Source organism: Enterobacter sp. ECC_219_Taxon_10, from assembly GCF_058354905.1.
In genome coordinates, this window is record NZ_CM178005.1 from 3,615,124 (window position 1) to 3,631,168 (window position 16,045).

14 protein-coding genes are annotated in these 16,045 nt (G+C 56.9%); 2 read left to right on the forward strand and 12 right to left on the reverse strand.

From position 1 onward, the window contains the following. Positions 1 to 8: 8 nt before the first annotated feature. Complete coding sequence (locus AC4ICF_RS17115; RefSeq protein ID WP_316380660.1) at positions 9 to 1,028, forward strand: M4 family metallopeptidase; 1,020 nt, start codon at positions 9 to 11, stop codon at positions 1,026 to 1,028. After that, positions 1,029 to 1,379: a protealysin inhibitor emfourin gene (locus AC4ICF_RS17120; protein WP_023294287.1), complete on the forward strand. Its 351-nt coding sequence runs from the start codon at positions 1,029 to 1,031 to the stop codon at positions 1,377 to 1,379. It abuts the gene before it with no gap. Here AC4ICF_RS17120 and AC4ICF_RS17125 read toward each other — a convergent pair. The 12 genes from AC4ICF_RS17125 to pbpC form a co-directional block, all read right to left on the reverse strand. Beyond that, positions 1,376 to 1,597: a zinc ribbon domain-containing protein gene (locus AC4ICF_RS17125; protein ID WP_116343245.1), complete on the reverse strand. Its 222-nt coding sequence runs from the start codon at positions 1,595 to 1,597 to the stop codon at positions 1,376 to 1,378. The genes AC4ICF_RS17120 and AC4ICF_RS17125 overlap by 4 nt on opposite strands. A 47-nt stretch (positions 1,598 to 1,644) precedes the next feature. Then, the gene (locus tag AC4ICF_RS17130; RefSeq protein WP_316380661.1) at positions 1,645 to 2,679 is read right to left on the reverse strand and encodes a Gfo/Idh/MocA family oxidoreductase; all 1,035 of its coding nucleotides are present in this window, start codon (positions 2,677 to 2,679) and stop codon (positions 1,645 to 1,647) included. Positions 2,680 to 2,737: 58 nt separating this feature from the next. Continuing rightward, entirely contained in the window at positions 2,738 to 4,282 is a 1,545-nt protein-coding gene (locus AC4ICF_RS17135) for a peptide MFS transporter (RefSeq protein ID WP_116343249.1), read from the reverse strand. A 303-nt stretch (positions 4,283 to 4,585) separates the two neighbouring features. After that, positions 4,586 to 6,061: a ribosome biogenesis GTPase Der gene (der, locus tag AC4ICF_RS17140; protein ID WP_233002501.1), complete on the reverse strand. Its 1,476-nt coding sequence runs from the start codon at positions 6,059 to 6,061 to the stop codon at positions 4,586 to 4,588. Positions 6,062 to 6,173: 112 nt separating this feature from the next. Then, positions 6,174 to 7,352, reverse strand: a complete 1,179-nt coding sequence (gene bamB, locus AC4ICF_RS17145; RefSeq protein ID WP_116343253.1) for an outer membrane protein assembly factor BamB — start codon at positions 7,350 to 7,352, stop codon at positions 6,174 to 6,176. Between the two features lie 10 nt (positions 7,353 to 7,362). Then, positions 7,363 to 7,983, reverse strand: coding sequence for a YfgM family protein (locus tag AC4ICF_RS17150; protein WP_061097402.1), 621 nt, complete (start codon positions 7,981 to 7,983; stop codon positions 7,363 to 7,365). A 13-nt stretch (positions 7,984 to 7,996) separates the two neighbouring features. Beyond that, complete coding sequence (hisS, locus tag AC4ICF_RS17155) at positions 7,997 to 9,271, reverse strand: histidine--tRNA ligase (protein ID WP_316380663.1); 1,275 nt, start codon at positions 9,269 to 9,271, stop codon at positions 7,997 to 7,999. Positions 9,272 to 9,351: 80 nt separating this feature from the next. After that, the gene (gene ispG, locus AC4ICF_RS17160) at positions 9,352 to 10,470 is read right to left on the reverse strand and encodes a flavodoxin-dependent (E)-4-hydroxy-3-methylbut-2-enyl-diphosphate synthase (RefSeq protein ID WP_116343256.1); all 1,119 of its coding nucleotides are present in this window, start codon (positions 10,468 to 10,470) and stop codon (positions 9,352 to 9,354) included. A gap of 26 nt (positions 10,471 to 10,496) precedes the next feature. Next, the gene (rodZ, locus tag AC4ICF_RS17165; protein WP_316380664.1) at positions 10,497 to 11,504 is read right to left on the reverse strand and encodes a cytoskeleton protein RodZ; all 1,008 of its coding nucleotides are present in this window, start codon (positions 11,502 to 11,504) and stop codon (positions 10,497 to 10,499) included. A gap of 292 nt (positions 11,505 to 11,796) precedes the next feature. After that, complete coding sequence (gene rlmN, locus AC4ICF_RS17170) at positions 11,797 to 12,963, reverse strand: dual-specificity RNA methyltransferase RlmN (protein ID WP_014884812.1); 1,167 nt, start codon at positions 12,961 to 12,963, stop codon at positions 11,797 to 11,799. A gap of 169 nt (positions 12,964 to 13,132) precedes the next feature. After that, complete coding sequence (gene ndk, locus AC4ICF_RS17175) at positions 13,133 to 13,564, reverse strand: nucleoside-diphosphate kinase (protein WP_003860625.1); 432 nt, start codon at positions 13,562 to 13,564, stop codon at positions 13,133 to 13,135. A 156-nt stretch (positions 13,565 to 13,720) separates the two neighbouring features. Continuing rightward, complete coding sequence (gene pbpC, locus AC4ICF_RS17180; RefSeq protein ID WP_316380665.1) at positions 13,721 to 16,045, reverse strand: peptidoglycan glycosyltransferase PbpC; 2,325 nt, start codon at positions 16,043 to 16,045, stop codon at positions 13,721 to 13,723.

Genomic DNA, 16,045 nt, shown 5'->3' on the forward strand with positions numbered 1-16,045 from the left:
AGAGCAGCATGTCCCATCTTCGTAGCGTTATTCCCCCTTATATTCTTCGTCGTATTATCGAAAGCGGTTCCGAGCCGCAGCAGCGCTGTGCCCGCCAGACCTTAACCCACGTCCAGACCCTGATGGCGCATATGCCGGGCAAACCCGCCGCGCCGCACGTGAATAAAGCCGGTCAGCTTGAGCGCGATATCTACGATGCGAAACAGACCCAGGAGCTGCCGGGTACGCAGGTGCGTTATGAGGGGCAACCCTCCAACGGCGATGTGGCGGTGGATGAAGCCTATAACTATTTAGGTATCACCCATGATTTCTTCTGGAAAGAATATCAGCGTGATTCGCTCGATAATAAGGGGCTTATTTTGACCGGCACCGTTCACTATGGGCGGGAATATCAGAACGCCTTCTGGAATGGGCAGCAGATGGTATTCGGTGACGGCGACGGGGAAATCTTTAACCGCTTTACGATTGCCATCGACGTGGTGGCGCACGAGCTGAGCCACGGCGTAACCGAGACCGAAGCCGGGCTGATATATTTTGAGCAGTCGGGCGCGCTGAACGAGTCTCTGTCAGACGTGTTTGGCTCGCTGGTGAAACAGTATCATCTGAAGCAAACCGCCGATAAAGCAGACTGGCTGATTGGTGAAGGGCTGCTGGCCGCGGGCATTAACGGCAGAGGGCTGCGCTCCATGTCAGAACCCGGCACCGCCTACGACGATCCTCTGCTAGGCAAAGACCCGCAGCCCGCGCATATGAAAGATTTCATCAAAACGCGCGAGGATAACGGCGGCGTACATCTTAACTCCGGCATCCCTAACCGGGCGTTTTATCTGGCCGCGACCGCAATCGGCGGCTATGCGTGGGAAAAAGCGGGTTATGCCTGGTACGACACGGTTTGCGATCGCAATCTGGCGCAGGATGCGGATTTTGATGCCTTTGCAAAACTGACGATAGCGCACGGAGAGAAACGCTCCGGTAGCGACGTTGGGGCGGCAATAAAACAAGCCTGGGAACAGGTGGGAGTGCTGTAAATGCAGGTTCCGGAACTGACGGATGACGCCGTGGTTGAGCTGGCCCGGGAAGGCGGCGTCGCTTTTATTCCTAAGCTGAGCGGCCAGCGCACCATCGCGCTCTCCTCGCTCAATGAGGCCCAGCGCCAGCGTCTGGTGAGCATACTCGAGCAGGCCTTCCCGCGCGGCCAGCCGCCCGGACAAGTCTCTTCCCCCGGCAGCGGGGATCAGCGCTATTTCCGCATCCAGATTATCTGGACCGGACAAAATCAGGCGCACTACGCCGATATCATCGTGCTGGTACCTGAGCAGGAAGCGCCCGAGTCGCTGGTCGAGCTGTGGAAGAAAGGCGAAGGCTGCGTGTGTGATTAACCTTCGGCCGGGACAAACTCCACGCGCTTTTTAGAGATTAAGCCGTGGCCGTTCTGGCAGAAATAATCCACCGCCCCACAGGCTTTTAAGACCTGGAGTGGCTGATGGCACTCCGGGCAGCGGGCTTCGAGCGCAATATCTTTATTACAGCTGTCGCAGTGCGCCGCCCCGTTCAGGGGTTCAAGCTGTGCCTGGCAATCCGGGCAGGTAATGGTCATGGTGTCTCCTTCAGGGCGTTCTGGTCTGCGATAATTTTACCACGTCTTCAGTGCGGGCCACGCAACTGTTGCTGCAAGGTCAGCAGCAGCGCCACCTCCTCGATTCTGCGGCGCGTCGTGCGGCTCACCTCCTGCGGATCGCGTTCAAACAGGCTCTTTGCGCCAATAATGTGTTCGGCAAGACAGCGTTCATAGATCGTACCGGGGATATGCCAGCGCTGAGTATCCTTACCCTCAATCAGCTCCAGCACATCTTCCGCGCCGCGTCGGTCGTGGTTGATTATGCGCCCGTCGCGTAAATACACTCGTAAGCCCTTTTGTCCACCTGCAGGCCCCGCGTATTTGTTAAGCCAGATCTCCACTGGCACACCGCTGATGCTTCCCTGCAAGTGCGCCTCACCTTCCGCCGTGGTCAGGTCGCCTTTTGCAATATTACGGCCCAGGCGATCTTTGGCCGTGACGACCTGCAGCGTCATATCGTCATGGCCGCCAAGATAGCGCACCGTTTCGCGCAGCATCGCCAGCACGTGTGTACCGATATCCAGAATCACGCCGTCCGGATGGCGAAGCGTTCTCGTATCCGGTTCACCGGTCGCGAAATTGAGCGCGACAGGTTCCCCGGCGGCGTTATACCCGCTCGGCTCCTGCAAAAAGCCTTCGATGCGAACGATGTCAGAAACATGGCCGACCAGTGAATGCTTCACCGTTTCGGTGCGCGCCATCCAGTGGTCGAGCGCCAGCACGCGGGATGCCACATCGGGCGTTGCCAGCAGCGCGTTGAGTTTTTCAATTTGAGAAAGCGTGGCGACAATCGGTTTTTCAATCACAATCCGCGGTACAGGCGAGGCAATCGCCTGCTCAAGCACTGCAAGATGGTGCAGCGATGCGGTGGTGATAAACAGGGTATCCAGCGGGGTGGCTAAAAGCTCCGCAAGCGAGGCGCTGCGCGTAACGCCTTCGGGGTGCTTAGCGGGGAGAACATCGAAGCCGAAACAACGAACAGCGCCATCGAACAGGTTACGCAATGCGGGCAGATACGCTGTTTCCACTACCGCGCCAAGACCAACAAATCCTAACTGCATAGTTTCACCTCAGAAAATACCGTGCCGGGGCGTAACGCCTGCCCCGGCACACCGAGGTTTATGAGGCGCTAACTGCCGGTTTAGTCTGCACATTTTCCAGCATGCGGCGCACCGGAACAATGAGGACGATCAGCACTGCGGCACAAATCAGCAGCGCCATGGAGCAGCGCGCAAAGAGATCCGGCAGCATATCCAGCTGGTCGGCCTTCACGTGGCCGCCAATCAGGCCCGCCGCCAGGTTACCCAGCGCGCTGGCGCAGAACCACAGCCCCATCATCTGGCCGCGCATTCTCTCCGGTGCCAGCAGGGTCATGGTCGCCAGACCGATCGGGCTCAGGCACAGCTCACCGAGCGTCAGCATCAGGATACTGCCCACCAGCCAGAACGGCGACACGCCCGCCCCGCCGTTGCTCAGCACGTTCTGTGCTGCCAGCATCATCAGGCCAAAGCCCCCTGCCGCACACAGAATACCAATTACAAACTTGGTGATGCTGCTCGGGCGAATGTTCATGCTCGCCAGCTTCGGCCATGCCCAGCTGAACACCGGGGCCAGCAGGATGATGAACAGGGCGTTGATCGACTGGAACCACACCGCCGGAATTTCAAAATCACCAATCATGCGGTTAGTGTAGTCGTTGGCAAACAGGTTGAACGAGGTTGGCTTCTGCTCAAACGCGGACCAGAAGAACGCGGCGGAGACCAGCAGAATAAAGCAGACCAGCAGCCTGGCGCGCTCTTTGCGGCTCAGGCCCGCGAAAATGAACAGGTAGATAAAGTAGAGGGCAACAGACGCCGCAATCACGTAGACCAGCACACTGGCTACCGCGACCGGGTTAATGACAATCACGCCCTGCGCAATCAGCGTCACGAGCGTTGCCACGCCAGCCGCCAGCGCCAGAAGCCAAACGCCCACGCCGTTACGCTTCACCACCGGGCTGTTCCAGGTTGAGTCGAGGCCAACTTCGCCGTCGTAACGCTTCATTGCCGGAACGGCAAACACGCGGAAGATAATCAGCGCCACCAGCATCCCGATGCCGCCAATACCAAAGCCCCAGTGCCAGCCGTGGGTTTTAATCAGCCAGCCGGAAATCAGCGGGGCGATGAACGAGCCCATGTTGATGCCCATGTAGAACAGCGAGAAACCGCCGTCACGACGCGCATCGCCTTTTTTATACAGGGTTCCGACCATCACCGAGATGCAGGTTTTGAACAGGCCAGAGCCGAGCACGATGAACATCAGGCCGATAAAGAACAGGTTATTGCCCATGATGGCCGACAGCGCGATCGACAGATGGCCGAGCGCGATCAGAATCGAACCGTACCAGACGGCTCTCTGCTGGCCGAGCCAGTTATCCGCCAGCCAGCCGCCCGGCAGCGCGGCGAGGTACATGGTGCCAGCAAAGATACCGACAATCGCCGAGGCGTTTTCGCGCGCCAGGCCCATTCCGCCGTCATAGACGGTGGCGGCCATAAACAGGATCAGCAGCGGGCGAATGCCGTAAAACGAGAAACGCTCCCACATCTCGGTAAAGAACAGCGAACCGAGCGGATACGGATGGCCGAAGAACGTTCGGCTCTCTTTTTGATTAACAGAGGATTGCATAATTCTCCCGAAAGGTATGTGTCGTGCTTGTAAACACCAGCAGGTACGCCGGCCAGTTACGTATCTGACCGATTTTTTACATGCGGCGAAAAGTTAGTTAACCATTTGATAACCAGTCGCTAGTTTTGTCTAGTACCGGACCCTGGACTTTAAGATGAAAATTCGACGATTGTCTACTTTCTTAGATTTAAACGTGGTTGAAAATGAATAGTGATTGACATCACACAGAGAAAACTGGCGGTATGGTCAGGCAAAAAAAAAAAAGCCCGCGATAAACGCGGGCCTTCGTGAGATCGGCAATGATTATTTGCTTTTCTTAATGTGCTTAATCAAACGCTTACGCTTACGCATCTGGTTTGGCGTCAGGGTGTTGCGCTTGTTGGCGAACGGGTTTTCCCCTTCCTTAAACTGGATGCGGATAGGCGTGCCCATCACGTCCAGCGATTTACGGAAGTAGTTCATCAGATAGCGCTTGTAGGAATCCGGCAGGTCTTTCACCTGGTTGCCGTGGATCACCACGATTGGCGGGTTATAGCCACCGGCGTGGGCATATTTCAGCTTCACGCGACGACCGCGAACCAGCGGCGGCTGGTGGTCTTCCGCAGCCATATTCATGATGCGGGTCAGCATGGCGGTGCTCTGACGACGAGTGGAGCTGTCATAGGCTTCACGCACGGATTCGAACAGGTTACCGACGCCGCTGCCGTGCAGCGCAGAAATAAAGTGCACGCGGGCAAAGTCGATAAAGCCCAGACGGAAGTCCAGGGTCTCTTTCACCTGCTCGCGTACTTCATTGCTCAGGCCGTCCCACTTGTTGACCACGATAACCAGTGAGCGCCCACTATTGAGGATAAAGCCGAGCAGTGAGAGATCCTGATCGGAGATACCTTCGCGCGCGTCGATAACGAGCAGCACCACGTTGGCATCTTCAATTGCCTGCAGGGTTTTGATAACGGAGAATTTTTCCACCACGTCGGTGATTTTTCCGCGCTTACGTACCCCGGCGGTGTCGATGAGGACATATTCACGTTCATCGCGCTGCATCGGAATATAGATGCTGTCACGCGTTGTGCCCGGCATGTCGTAAACCACCACGCGCTCTTCGCCCAGAATACGGTTAGTAAGTGTAGACTTACCTACGTTTGGACGGCCGACGATAGCCAGCTTGATCGGCAGATCCTGCGGGTTGAAGTCATCCTCAGGCGCTTCTTCTTCGCCCTCTTCACCGTCTTCGAACTGCGCCCAGTATGCGGCGTCTTCGTCCACCTCTTCCGGTGGGTTCACTTCGTCCACCCACGGCAGCAGAACGGTTTCCAGCAGGCTGGTCACACCGCGGCCATGCGATGCCGCAATCGGGTGGATCTCCCCCATGCCCAGAGACCAGAAGTCCGCGATAGCCTGATCGGCATCGATGCCGTCAGTTTTGTTCGCCACCAGGAAAGTTGGCTTTTCGCGTGAACGCAGGTGTTTAGCGATTGCAGAGTCCGCCGGCATCAGGCCAGCGCGTGCATCCACCATGAACAGCACCACGTCCGCTTCTTCAATCGCCAGCAATGACTGTTCCGCCATACGGGTTTCAACGCCGTCTTCTGTGCCATCGATACCGCCGGTATCAATACAGATGAACTCGCGTCCTTCCACCTCTGCACGACCGTACTTACGGTCACGCGTCAGCCCCGGGAAATCCGCAACCAGCGCATCACGGGTGCGTGTTAAACGGTTAAAAAGAGTGGATTTTCCAACGTTAGGGCGCCCGACAAGCGCGACCACAGGTACCATGTTTGAAGCCTCATAAAATTCAAATAAACGTCGCTTTCGCGGCGTTTTTAAAAATGTCAAAACGGCTCCTGAGTGAACAGGAGCCGTTTAGTATACTACAACCGCCGGGTAATTAACGCGTGATCGCGTACAGCGTGCCGTCTTTTGCCTGAATCAGCAGTTTGCCGTCAGCCACAACCGGGTCGGTCAGGAAGCCTGAACCGTCCACTTTCTGCTGTGCCACGAAGCGGCCATTCTCTGGATCGATCCAGTGCATATAGCCTTCGCTGTCGCCTACCACCAGGCTGCCGTTATACAGTACCGGAGCGGTCAGCAGACGATGCAGCAGGTCGCTCTGTGTCCACAGCGTCACGCCGCCTTCGGTGCTCAGCGCCAGCAGGCGGTCGTTCTGGTCAACCATATAGATGCGGTTACCGTCCACGATGAAATCATTCACAGAGCCCAGCTCGCGTTTCCACATGATCTGGCCGCTGCGCAGGTCCAGCGCGGTCAGGTTGCCGTTATAGGCCAGCGCGTAAACCACACCGTCAACGATAACCGGCGTGGTGTCTACGTCGCTCAGACGGTCAATTTCCGTTGAGCCAGTGGCCTGAGAGATGCGCTGCTGCCAGATCATCTGGCCCTGCTGCATCAGCACGGCGCTCACGCGACCGTTGTCACCGCCCACAATGGCAGCGCCAAATGCGGTAGCCGGCGCAGATTCACCGCGCAGAGAGAGCGCTGGCATATCCAGGTTAACGGTCCATTTCACCAGACCGTCCGCTTCGTTCAGCGCCTGCAGCTGGCCGTTGCTGGTATGAATCAGCACCAGGCCGTCGCTCACCACCGGGCGAGACAGAGACTCACCGGCAACGGTCGTTTGCCAGGCAATGGAACCGTCGCTGCTGTTCAGCGCATACACCTGCGCCTTTTCGCTGCCCACGTACACATGACCACCGGAAACGGTCAGACCGCCAGACAGCAGTGCAGGTTTACGGGAGAACCAGCCGTCTTTTTCCGCCAGGTTAACGGACCAGACTTCTTTTCCATCATCGGCGTTGACCGCTTTCACGGTACCTTTACGGTCAGCGGCATAGACAACGCTGTCGGCATAGGCCGGATGAAGGTTGGAATAAAAATCACCAATCCCACTGCCCACGGAGACATCCCACGCGGTGGATGGGGTAAACTGGTTTTCAACCGTCGGCAGTGGGGACATTTTCACAACGTCTTCTTCGCCACTGAACAGTGAACAACCACTCAATAACGTAACAGAAAGCAGTCCTGGCAGAAGTAATTTACGCAATTGCATCGGGTCCCTCTCAGACGGACAAATTATTTATTTTCATCTGCATCATTTCGCTCAGCGCAGGTGACGCTTTGCTCTCTACGCCAGCTTGCCACGCTTTACGCGCGCCCGCTTTGTCACCTTTGCTCAGCAGTGCTTCACCGCGCAAATCGGCAACGATGGCAGCAAAACCTTCGCCTTTGATGGTATCGAGCGTTTTCAGCGCGTCGTCAGCTTTTTTCTGCTGAACCTGAATACGTGCCAGGCGCAGATTGATCACTGCCTTCAGATTTTCATCGCTGGCAGCAGCAAGGCCCTGAGACAGCTGAGCAGCGGCTTTATCCAGTTCGTTCTTATCAACATACTGCTGAGCCACTTCCAGTGCAGCCAGCGCACCGTAGGTGTTTTTGTTGTCGGCGGCAAATTTCTCTGCCGCAACCAGCGTTTGCGGCTGATCGGCCCGAAGCGCGCTAACGGTATTTTCATAGGACAGAGACGCGCCGCGCGCGGAATCCGCCTGATGATTGTTCCAGTAACGCCAGCCAACCAGCGCACCCACACCTAAAATTACCCCAACAACCAGCGCTTTGCCGTTTTCAGCAAAGAAGCGTTTAATCGCGTCGACCTGATCGTGTTCGTTCTCGTACATTTCCACGCCGTCTTTCTCCTTAGCCCAATAGAGTGCGCAAGTGCGCCGCAACGCCGTCCTGCGTTACCGTTGTCTGCTCACCAGAGCGCAGGTCTTTTACTACCACTTCGCCGTTAGCCACTTCGGACTCGCCCAGCACCAGTGCAATACTTGCGCCCCACTTATCGGCACGAGCAAACTGTTTTTTGAAGTTGCCGCCGCCATGGTTGGTCATTAGCTTAACGCCCGGCAGCGCATCACGCACGCGTTCGGCAAGCTGCATCGCCGCAGACTGCGTTTCCGCGCCTGAAGCCACCAGGTATATATCGACAACGGAATCTGCTTTAAATTCCGGATTAACTGCCTGAACCAGCAAAACAAGTCGTTCAAGACCCATCGCGAAGCCAACCGCAGGGGCCGCACGGCCACCCAGTTGCTCAACCAGACCGTCATAACGGCCGCCGGCACATACGGTACCCTGCGAACCGAGGCTGGTGGTTACCCACTCAAACACGGTGCGGTTGTAATAGTCCAGACCGCGCACCAGACGCTGGTTCACGGTGTAGGCGATGCCAGCCGCTTCGAGCAGCTTGCACAGACCGGTAAAGTGTTCGCTAGACTCGTCGTCCAGGTAGTCACCCAGCGCAGGGGCATCGTTCAGCAGCGCCTGGACATCAGGGTTTTTGGAATCCAGCACGCGCAGCGGGTTGCTGTACATGCGACGTTTGCAGTCTTCGTCCAGCTTCTCTTTGTGCTGTTCCAGGAACGCCACCAGCGCATCGCGGTAGTTAGCTCGCGCTTCCAGAGAACCGATTGAGTTCAGTTCCAGGGAGACATGATCGGCGATACCGAGCGCGCGCCACCAGCGGGCGGTCAGCATAATCAGTTCGGCGTCGATGTCCGGGCCCTGCAGGCCAAAGACTTCCACGCCCAGCTGGTTGAACTGGCGATAACGACCTTTCTGCGGACGTTCGTGGCGGAACATCGGGCCGATATACCACAGGCGCTGCTCCTGATTGTACAGAAGACCATGTTCGATGCCGGCGCGTACGCAGCCCGCCGTACCTTCCGGACGCAGGGTCAGGCTGTCGCCGTTGCGGTCCTCAAAGGTGTACATCTCTTTTTCAACCACGTCGGTCACTTCACCGATCGCACGTTTGAATAACGGGGTCTGCTCTACAATCGGCAAACGGATTTCACTGTAACCGTAGCTGCCGAGCACCTGCTTCAGCGTGCCTTCAATGCGCTGCCAGATGGCGGTTTCGCCAGGCAGGTAATCGTTCATGCCGCGGATGGCTTGAATGTTTTTTGCCACGTTTATTCTCTTTCTATATACAAAAAAAACCCAAAGAATGGGTTCAATCATACATGGGAAGCGGCATGCTTCCCATCACGTTATTTTTCAACCTGCTGAACGCTGATACGCTGTGTTTCGTCCATCATCGCGGCTTTGGCGCGGATGCGGGCTTCAAGCTGGTCGATCATGTCGCTATTATCCAGACGATCTTTACGAACGCCATCTTCATAGAGACCACTTTTCTTGTTACCGCCGGTTACGCCCAGGGTTGACACCAGCGCTTCACCCGGACCGTTCACCACGCAGCCGATAATGGAGACGTCCATTGGGGTAATGATGTCTTCCAGACGCTGCTCCAGGGCATTCACCGTGCCGATCACGTCAAATTCCTGACGTGAGCATGTTGGGCAGGCAATGAAGTTGATCCCACGCGAACGAATGCGCAGTGACTTCAGGATATCAAAACCGACCTTGATCTCTTCGACCGGATCGGCCGCCAGCGAGACGCGCAGGGTGTCGCCGATCCCTTCAGAGAGCAGCAGCCCCAGGCCGATCGCCGATTTTACAGAACCGCTACGCAGGCCGCCCGCTTCGGTGATCCCTAGGTGCAGAGGCTGCTCGATCTGTTTTGCCAGCAGGCGGTAAGATTCCACTGCGAGGAACACGTCGGACGCTTTTACGCTGACTTTAAACTGATCGAAGTTAAGACGATCGAGATGATCGACGTGACGCATCGCGGATTCGAGCAGCGCCTGAGGCGTAGGCTCGCCGTATTTTTCCTGCAGATCTTTTTCCAGGGAACCGGCGTTTACGCCGATACGGATAGGAATATTTTTGTCGCGGGCGCAGTCCACAACCATGCGGATACGCTCTTCGTTACCGATGTTGCCCGGGTTAATACGCAGGCAATCAACGCCGTATTCGGCGACTTTCAGCGCGATACGGTAGTCGAAGTGGATGTCTGCAACCAGCGGAACGCTGACCTGCTGTTTGATCAGTTTGAACGCCTCAGCGGCATCCATAGTGGGCACGGAGACGCGAACAATGTCCGCGCCTACACGCTCTAATGCTTTGATTTGGTTGACCGTCGCTTCCACGTCCGTGGTGCGCGTATTGGTCATCGACTGGACGGCGATAGGTGCCCCATCGCCGACTGGCACATTCCCAACGTAAATCCGTTTCGATTTTCTACGTTGAATCGGAGCCTGGTTATGCATGAAAAATCTCCCGCGTTGCCCGTCTGTTACTGTGCTGCTGATTGTTCGGCATTAACGGTAAGACGTGCAACCTGGTTAGTTCTGATAAAGCGGCTCAGGTCGACAGGTTTTCCTTGATACTGGATCTGTACCGCCGCCGGAGCGCCAATTTTAAGCTTATAAGGAGCCTGACCGACCAGATTTAAATTGCCATCTTTACGCTGCAGGCCGCTGAAGAGCTTTTTACCTGTCGCGTCTGTCACTTCCAGCCAGCAGTCAGCCGTGAAGTTCATCACCAGCGCGTTTGGATCGGCGGCTGGCGCGGCTTTTGCCGCCGGGTCGGTCGGCAGGGACGCCGCGGTATTGTCCGCAGGCTGAGTCGCTGCCGGGGCGTTCATCGCAGTATCGACATTTGCCTGAGAAGGCGCGACGACCGCGTTTTGATCCTGGGCCTGCGGCGTAGCGGTGTTAGCCGTAGCGGCCGGAGCCTGTGCTGCATCGGTCGCCGGAGCCGTTGTTTGCGGCTCGCTTGAGGTCGCTGCACCCTCGGTGTTCAGCGGGACGCTCTGGGCGCCACCGTTGCTCGCCTGATTGAGTTCGGCGGAGGATTGATCGGCCATGGTGGAGATCTCTTCCTGCTGTGCCTTGTGGTTCTGCCACCACCACGCGCCGGTCAGACCGACAACCACAAACAGCACCAGCCAGGTAAAGCTCATCAGCCAGCCATCACGTTTTTTACGGCGTTTCCCCAGGGAGAAACTTTGCATCGGGGCAACTTTTGCTGCACGAACCGGTGCCTGCTTCTCCATCATTGGCAGTAATTCGTTTTCGGGGATGTGCACCAGCTTTGCGTAAGAGCGGATATAACCGCGCAGAAATGTTGAAGCCAGATCGGCAGGCGCCTTATCTTCTTCAATATCGCGAACCGTGGAAACCTTCAGGCACAAGCGTTCTGCAACGGCTTGCTGGCTGAGTCCGAGTTGTTCACGGGCGTTGCGAAGACGAACGCCAGTGGAGAGTGCTTCATGTTGGTCGTGAGTGGCTTCAGTATTCATTCGCTACAACTACTGGTACGTGAAAAAAAGGGTTCAGGTGCCGGTGAGTCACAATGCCACCCGCACCGCGAAACTTCAGGTCAGTTAACCTTGAACAGACAGTATAAGACTGTCAGCCCGGAGATGACAGTACAGCCCTGCCCGAACGGCTAAACTGTTGTTACGTCGTTACATACTGCCCGAAAGTCGGATGAAACGCACCGTAATTATTGATCAGTCATCACGAATCTGACTGATTATTCAATAAGATTAAGCATCACGGCGCAGATAATGCGCCGTGAGTGCATAATAATCAAACAGCTTTGACCGCAATCGTCTCGCCCTGCATGCGTTTACGCAGGGTACGTTTGGTACGGTCAATGACGTCGCCTGCCAGCTGTCCGCACGCAGCATCAATATCATCACCACGGGTTTTACGGACGATGGTGGTGAAACCATACTCCATCAGCACCTTGGAGAAACGGTCGATACGGCTGTTCGAGCTACGGCCATACGGTGCGCCCGGGAACGGGTTCCACGGAATCAGGTTGATTTTGCATGGCGTATCTTTCAGCAGCTCAGCCAACTGATGCGCGTGTTCGGTACCGTCGTTGACGTGGTCAAGCATCACGTACTCGATGGTAACGCGGCCCTGGTTTGCGTTGGATTTCTCCAGGTAGCGACGCACGGCAGCGAGGAAGGTTTCGATATTGTACTTTTTGTTAATCGGTACAATTTCGTCACGGATTTCATCGTTTGGCGCGTGCAGGGAGATAGCCAGCGCAACGTCAATCATGTCACCGAGCTTGTCCAGCGCAGGCACAACGCCTGAGGTAGACAGCGTCACGCGACGCTTGGACAGGCCAAAACCGAAGTCATCCAGCATGATCTCCATCGCCGGCACCACGTTGGTCAGGTTCAGCAGCGGTTCACCCATCCCCATCATCACCACGTTGGTGATCGGACGCGTGCCGGTCACTTTCGCTGCGCCAACGATCTTCGCGGCACGCCAGACCTGACCGATGATTTCAGACACGCGCAGGTTACGGTTAAACCCTTGCTGAGCGGTAGAGCAGAATTTGCACTCCAGCGCACAACCCACCTGAGAAGAGACGCACAGCGTGGCGCGATCTTCTTCCGGGATGTAGACGGTTTCAACGCGCTGATCGCCTACCGCAATCGCCCATTTGATGGTGCCGTCCGCCGAGCGCTGCTCTTCCACCACTTCCGGTGCGCGGATTTCAGCCACTTCTTTGAGCTTGTTGCGCAGCACTTTGTTGATGTCAGTCATCTCATCAAAGTTGTCGCTGCAGTAGTGGTACATCCACTTCATGACCTGATCGGCACGAAACGGCTTCTCACCCATATCTTTAAAGAACTCGCGCATCTGCTGACGGTTCAGGTCCAGCAGGTTAATTTTTCCATTTTTATTGGGAACCGCAGGAATGGCGACTTCGGAGGTATTCACTAGTTCAGACATAATTTTTTCCGGCCTCGTTGTTACACGTTGTGGCCCATGGAGGGTTGAATAGAAACGCCCCGGAAAGCGGTCTGCTCGTCCGGGGCGTTGCATTGTACAAAGTCTGGCGCAGGGATGCCACGTCTGGACGTGGCATTTACGAAAATAATGTGTAAACGAAACCGTTAAATTAACGGGTACGTGGACACACTTCGCCTTCAGCGAAGAAGAACGCGATTTCGCGCGCAGCAGATTCAACAGAATCGGAACCGTGGGTGCCGTTCTCGGTGAAGCTGTCCGCGTAGTCAGCGCGCAGGGTACCCGCCAGCGCGTTGTCCGGGTTGGTTGCACCCAGCAGATCGCGGTGACGCTGTACTGCGTTTTCGCCTTCCAGCACGGATACCACGATTGGACCGGAGGTCATGAACTCAACCAGGCCATCAAAGAATGGACGACCTTCGTGCTCAGCGTAGAAACCACGAGCCTGCTCAACGGTCAGGTGCAGCATTTTGGTGCCAACGATCTTAAACCCTGCTGATTCAAAGCGAGCGAAGATGCTGCCAATAACGTTTTTTGCCACCGCGTTTGGTTTGATGATGGAAAAAGTACGTTCAATAGCCATGATAACCTCTGTCAATGTTCTGTTGTTTTGCATACCGGAGTATGGTGTGGCGCGGATTATAATGAGCAATAGCGCCATTGCCTATGGATTCAGGTAACATTTTTTTAAAATAAGACGAGTTTTAGCAACAGCTCACATCTGAACGCTGTTTTAAGGTCACTGCAGCGTAAAATTCACCGTCGCAACCTGCCCGGTCTCATCCATAACGAGTAACTGATAATCGCCCGGTTTATCAAGCTGTAATGTGTAAACCCGTCCTTTCACACTCAGCGGTTCACCGTTCAAAAACCACCAGCGCTCGCCGCTGTTGCCGGTCGCCTGAAGCGGCAGCGAAACGCGGGACTCCCCCGGCAGACGTTTTATAACGGCCCCTTCGCGCACGCCGGTCAGGATGAGTGGCGCAAGTGCATCCTGCGAGAGCGGAGGACAGATTGTTGATGAAGTCGGGACCCGTACCGCACGACGCTCGGTCGCAGGCAGCCACGGCTCCAGCGGCAGCGGCCAGACATCGAGGACTTTTTCCGTTGCATCAGGGCAATCTGCCGCCACACGCTTGCCCGTTTTATCCACCCAGACCGGAAAACGAATGCCGCGAATGCCTTCCTGTTCGGGCAATAGCAGCGTAGGGGGTTCACTCCCTTCCAGCAGCCAGGTCGACAGACGACGTCGACAGTTTTCACTCCCTCCCGGCAGCGACTGACCGCCAGGCCAACAGATCACGCCCCGCCCGACGCTTTCCGGGCGCGGATCGCGCGGCAGGCGGGCCTCGTCTATGGTCGAGCGTGACTGAAGCAGGTTATTCACCTGGTTTAATAGCGGAACCGCGCTGGCAAAACCAAACTGCCCCGCTACGGGCGTGCCGTCCGGTCGTCCTGTCCAGATACCTATTACGTAACGGGCATTCAGACCGATGGCCCAGGCATCACGGTAGCCGTAGCTGGTGCCCGTTTTCCACGCCAGCGGCGCGATTTGCGGCAGCGCGCTGTCCGGCAGCGGCTGCGCCTCGTTCGCCAGAATACGGCGAATAATCCACGCCGAGCCCGGCGATAACAGCGGGCGTTCAGTCAGCGGGTCGCCCGGCTGTAAGCGCAGCCGCCCCGCCTTGCCATGCCTTGCAAAGGCGCTGTACGCGGCGGCGATATCCGCCAGCCTCGCGCCTGCGCCGCCCAGGATCAGCGACAGATTCGGCTGCGCTCCGGCAGGCAGGATCAGCGGCAGCCCGGCATTGCTCAGCATCCCGGCAAAGCGTTTTGGCCCGTAGGCTTCCAGCACCTGTACGGCTGGCAGGTTGAGCGAACGCACCAGCGCTTCACTCATGCTGACCGGCCCGTGAAACCCGCTGTCAAAATTTCCCGGGCGATAATCGCCGGTTTTTCTGGGCACGTCCTGAAGCAGCGAGGCGGGATGGATCAGGCCATCGTCCAGCGCCATACCGTAGATAAAGGGCTTTAATACCGATCCCGGAGATCGGATCGCGTTAACCATATCCACGTGGCTAAAACGCGTGTCGTCGGTGATATCTACCGAGCCAACCCAGCCGCGAACCTTCATGTCGGTATGATCGACTACGATCATCGCCAGCGAGCTGCGTGCCGGCAGGCGGGATTTCCAGTTCATCGCCAGCTCTTCCAGCTGCCGTTGCAGTCCGGCATCCAGCGTGGTGACAATCTTTGTGTCGCGACTTTTGCCAAGCATCATGCGTGCAAAGAGCGGCGCCAGCTGCGGCATCTGCCGGGGAGCCAGCCATACCGGCTCTTCACGGGACTCTTTCACCTGCTTTGCTGACCAGACGCCCTGGGTCATCATGCGGTCGAGCACTTTGTTGCGTGCCTCTTCGGCCCGCTCCGGCCAGCGGTCCGGGCGCAGGCGGCTTGGCGCCTGCGGCAGAACCGCCAGCAACGCCGCGTCGGAGTAGCTCAGCTGCGAAGGGGGTTTCCCAAGATAGGTCCAGCTCGCCGCCCCCACGCCCTGCAGCGTGCCGCCAAACGGGGCGCGGTTGAGATAGAGCGTAAGAATGTCACGTTTAGAGAGATGCCACTCCAGCTGCATCGCCCGCCATAGCTGGCGAATTTTGCCGCCAAAGGTGCGCGGATGCGGATCCAGCAGGCGCGCAACCTGCATGGTAAGCGTGCTTCCTCCCGAAACCACTCTTCCGGAGGTGAGATCCTGCCAGGCGGCGCGCAGGACAGAGAGCGGGTTTACGCCTGGATGATCCCAGAACCAGCGATCTTCGTACTGGATCAGAGCCTCAAGGTAGCGCGGAGAAACGTCTTCAATGGTAACCGGATAGCGCCAGATACCGTCGCTATCGGCAAAACGCCAGAGCGGCGCGCCCTTCTCGTCCACCACGACTCGTGCAGGGTTAACCTCTTTCAGAGGCAACGGCCACAGGCGGTCGGCGGCGATAATCAGCCCCCATAAAACGAGAAGCGCTCCCGCCAGCCAGAGCCAGCGGGAGCGTGTCAGACGTGCTCCCGGCAT

Bases quoted from the DNA above. Each gene is read 5' to 3' on its own strand.
- AC4ICF_RS17115 (WP_316380660.1), top strand. From the start codon at position 9: ATGTCCCATCTTCGTAGCGTTATTCCCCCTTATATTCTTCGTCGTATT.
- AC4ICF_RS17120 (WP_023294287.1), top strand. From the start codon at position 1,029: ATGCAGGTTCCGGAACTGACGGATGACGCCGTGGTTGAGCTGGCCCGG.
- AC4ICF_RS17125 (WP_116343245.1), bottom strand. From the start codon at position 1,597: ATGACCATTACCTGCCCGGATTGCCAGGCACAGCTTGAACCCCTGAAC.
- AC4ICF_RS17130 (WP_316380661.1), bottom strand. From the start codon at position 2,679: ATGCAGTTAGGATTTGTTGGTCTTGGCGCGGTAGTGGAAACAGCGTAT.
- AC4ICF_RS17135 (WP_116343249.1), bottom strand. From the start codon at position 4,282: ATGCAATCCTCTGTTAATCAAAAAGAGAGCCGAACGTTCTTCGGCCAT.
- der (WP_233002501.1), bottom strand. From the start codon at position 6,061: ATGGTACCTGTGGTCGCGCTTGTCGGGCGCCCTAACGTTGGAAAATCC.
- bamB (WP_116343253.1), bottom strand. From the start codon at position 7,352: ATGCAATTGCGTAAATTACTTCTGCCAGGACTGCTTTCTGTTACGTTA.
- ispG (WP_116343256.1), bottom strand. From the start codon at position 10,470: ATGCATAACCAGGCTCCGATTCAACGTAGAAAATCGAAACGGATTTAC.
- rodZ (WP_316380664.1), bottom strand. From the start codon at position 11,504: ATGAATACTGAAGCCACTCACGACCAACATGAAGCACTCTCCACTGGC.
- rlmN (WP_014884812.1), bottom strand. From the start codon at position 12,963: ATGTCTGAACTAGTGAATACCTCCGAAGTCGCCATTCCTGCGGTTCCC.
- ndk (WP_003860625.1), bottom strand. From the start codon at position 13,564: ATGGCTATTGAACGTACTTTTTCCATCATCAAACCAAACGCGGTGGCA.
- pbpC (WP_316380665.1), bottom strand. From the start codon at position 16,045: ATGCCGGGAGCACGTCTGACACGCTCCCGCTGGCTCTGGCTGGCGGGA.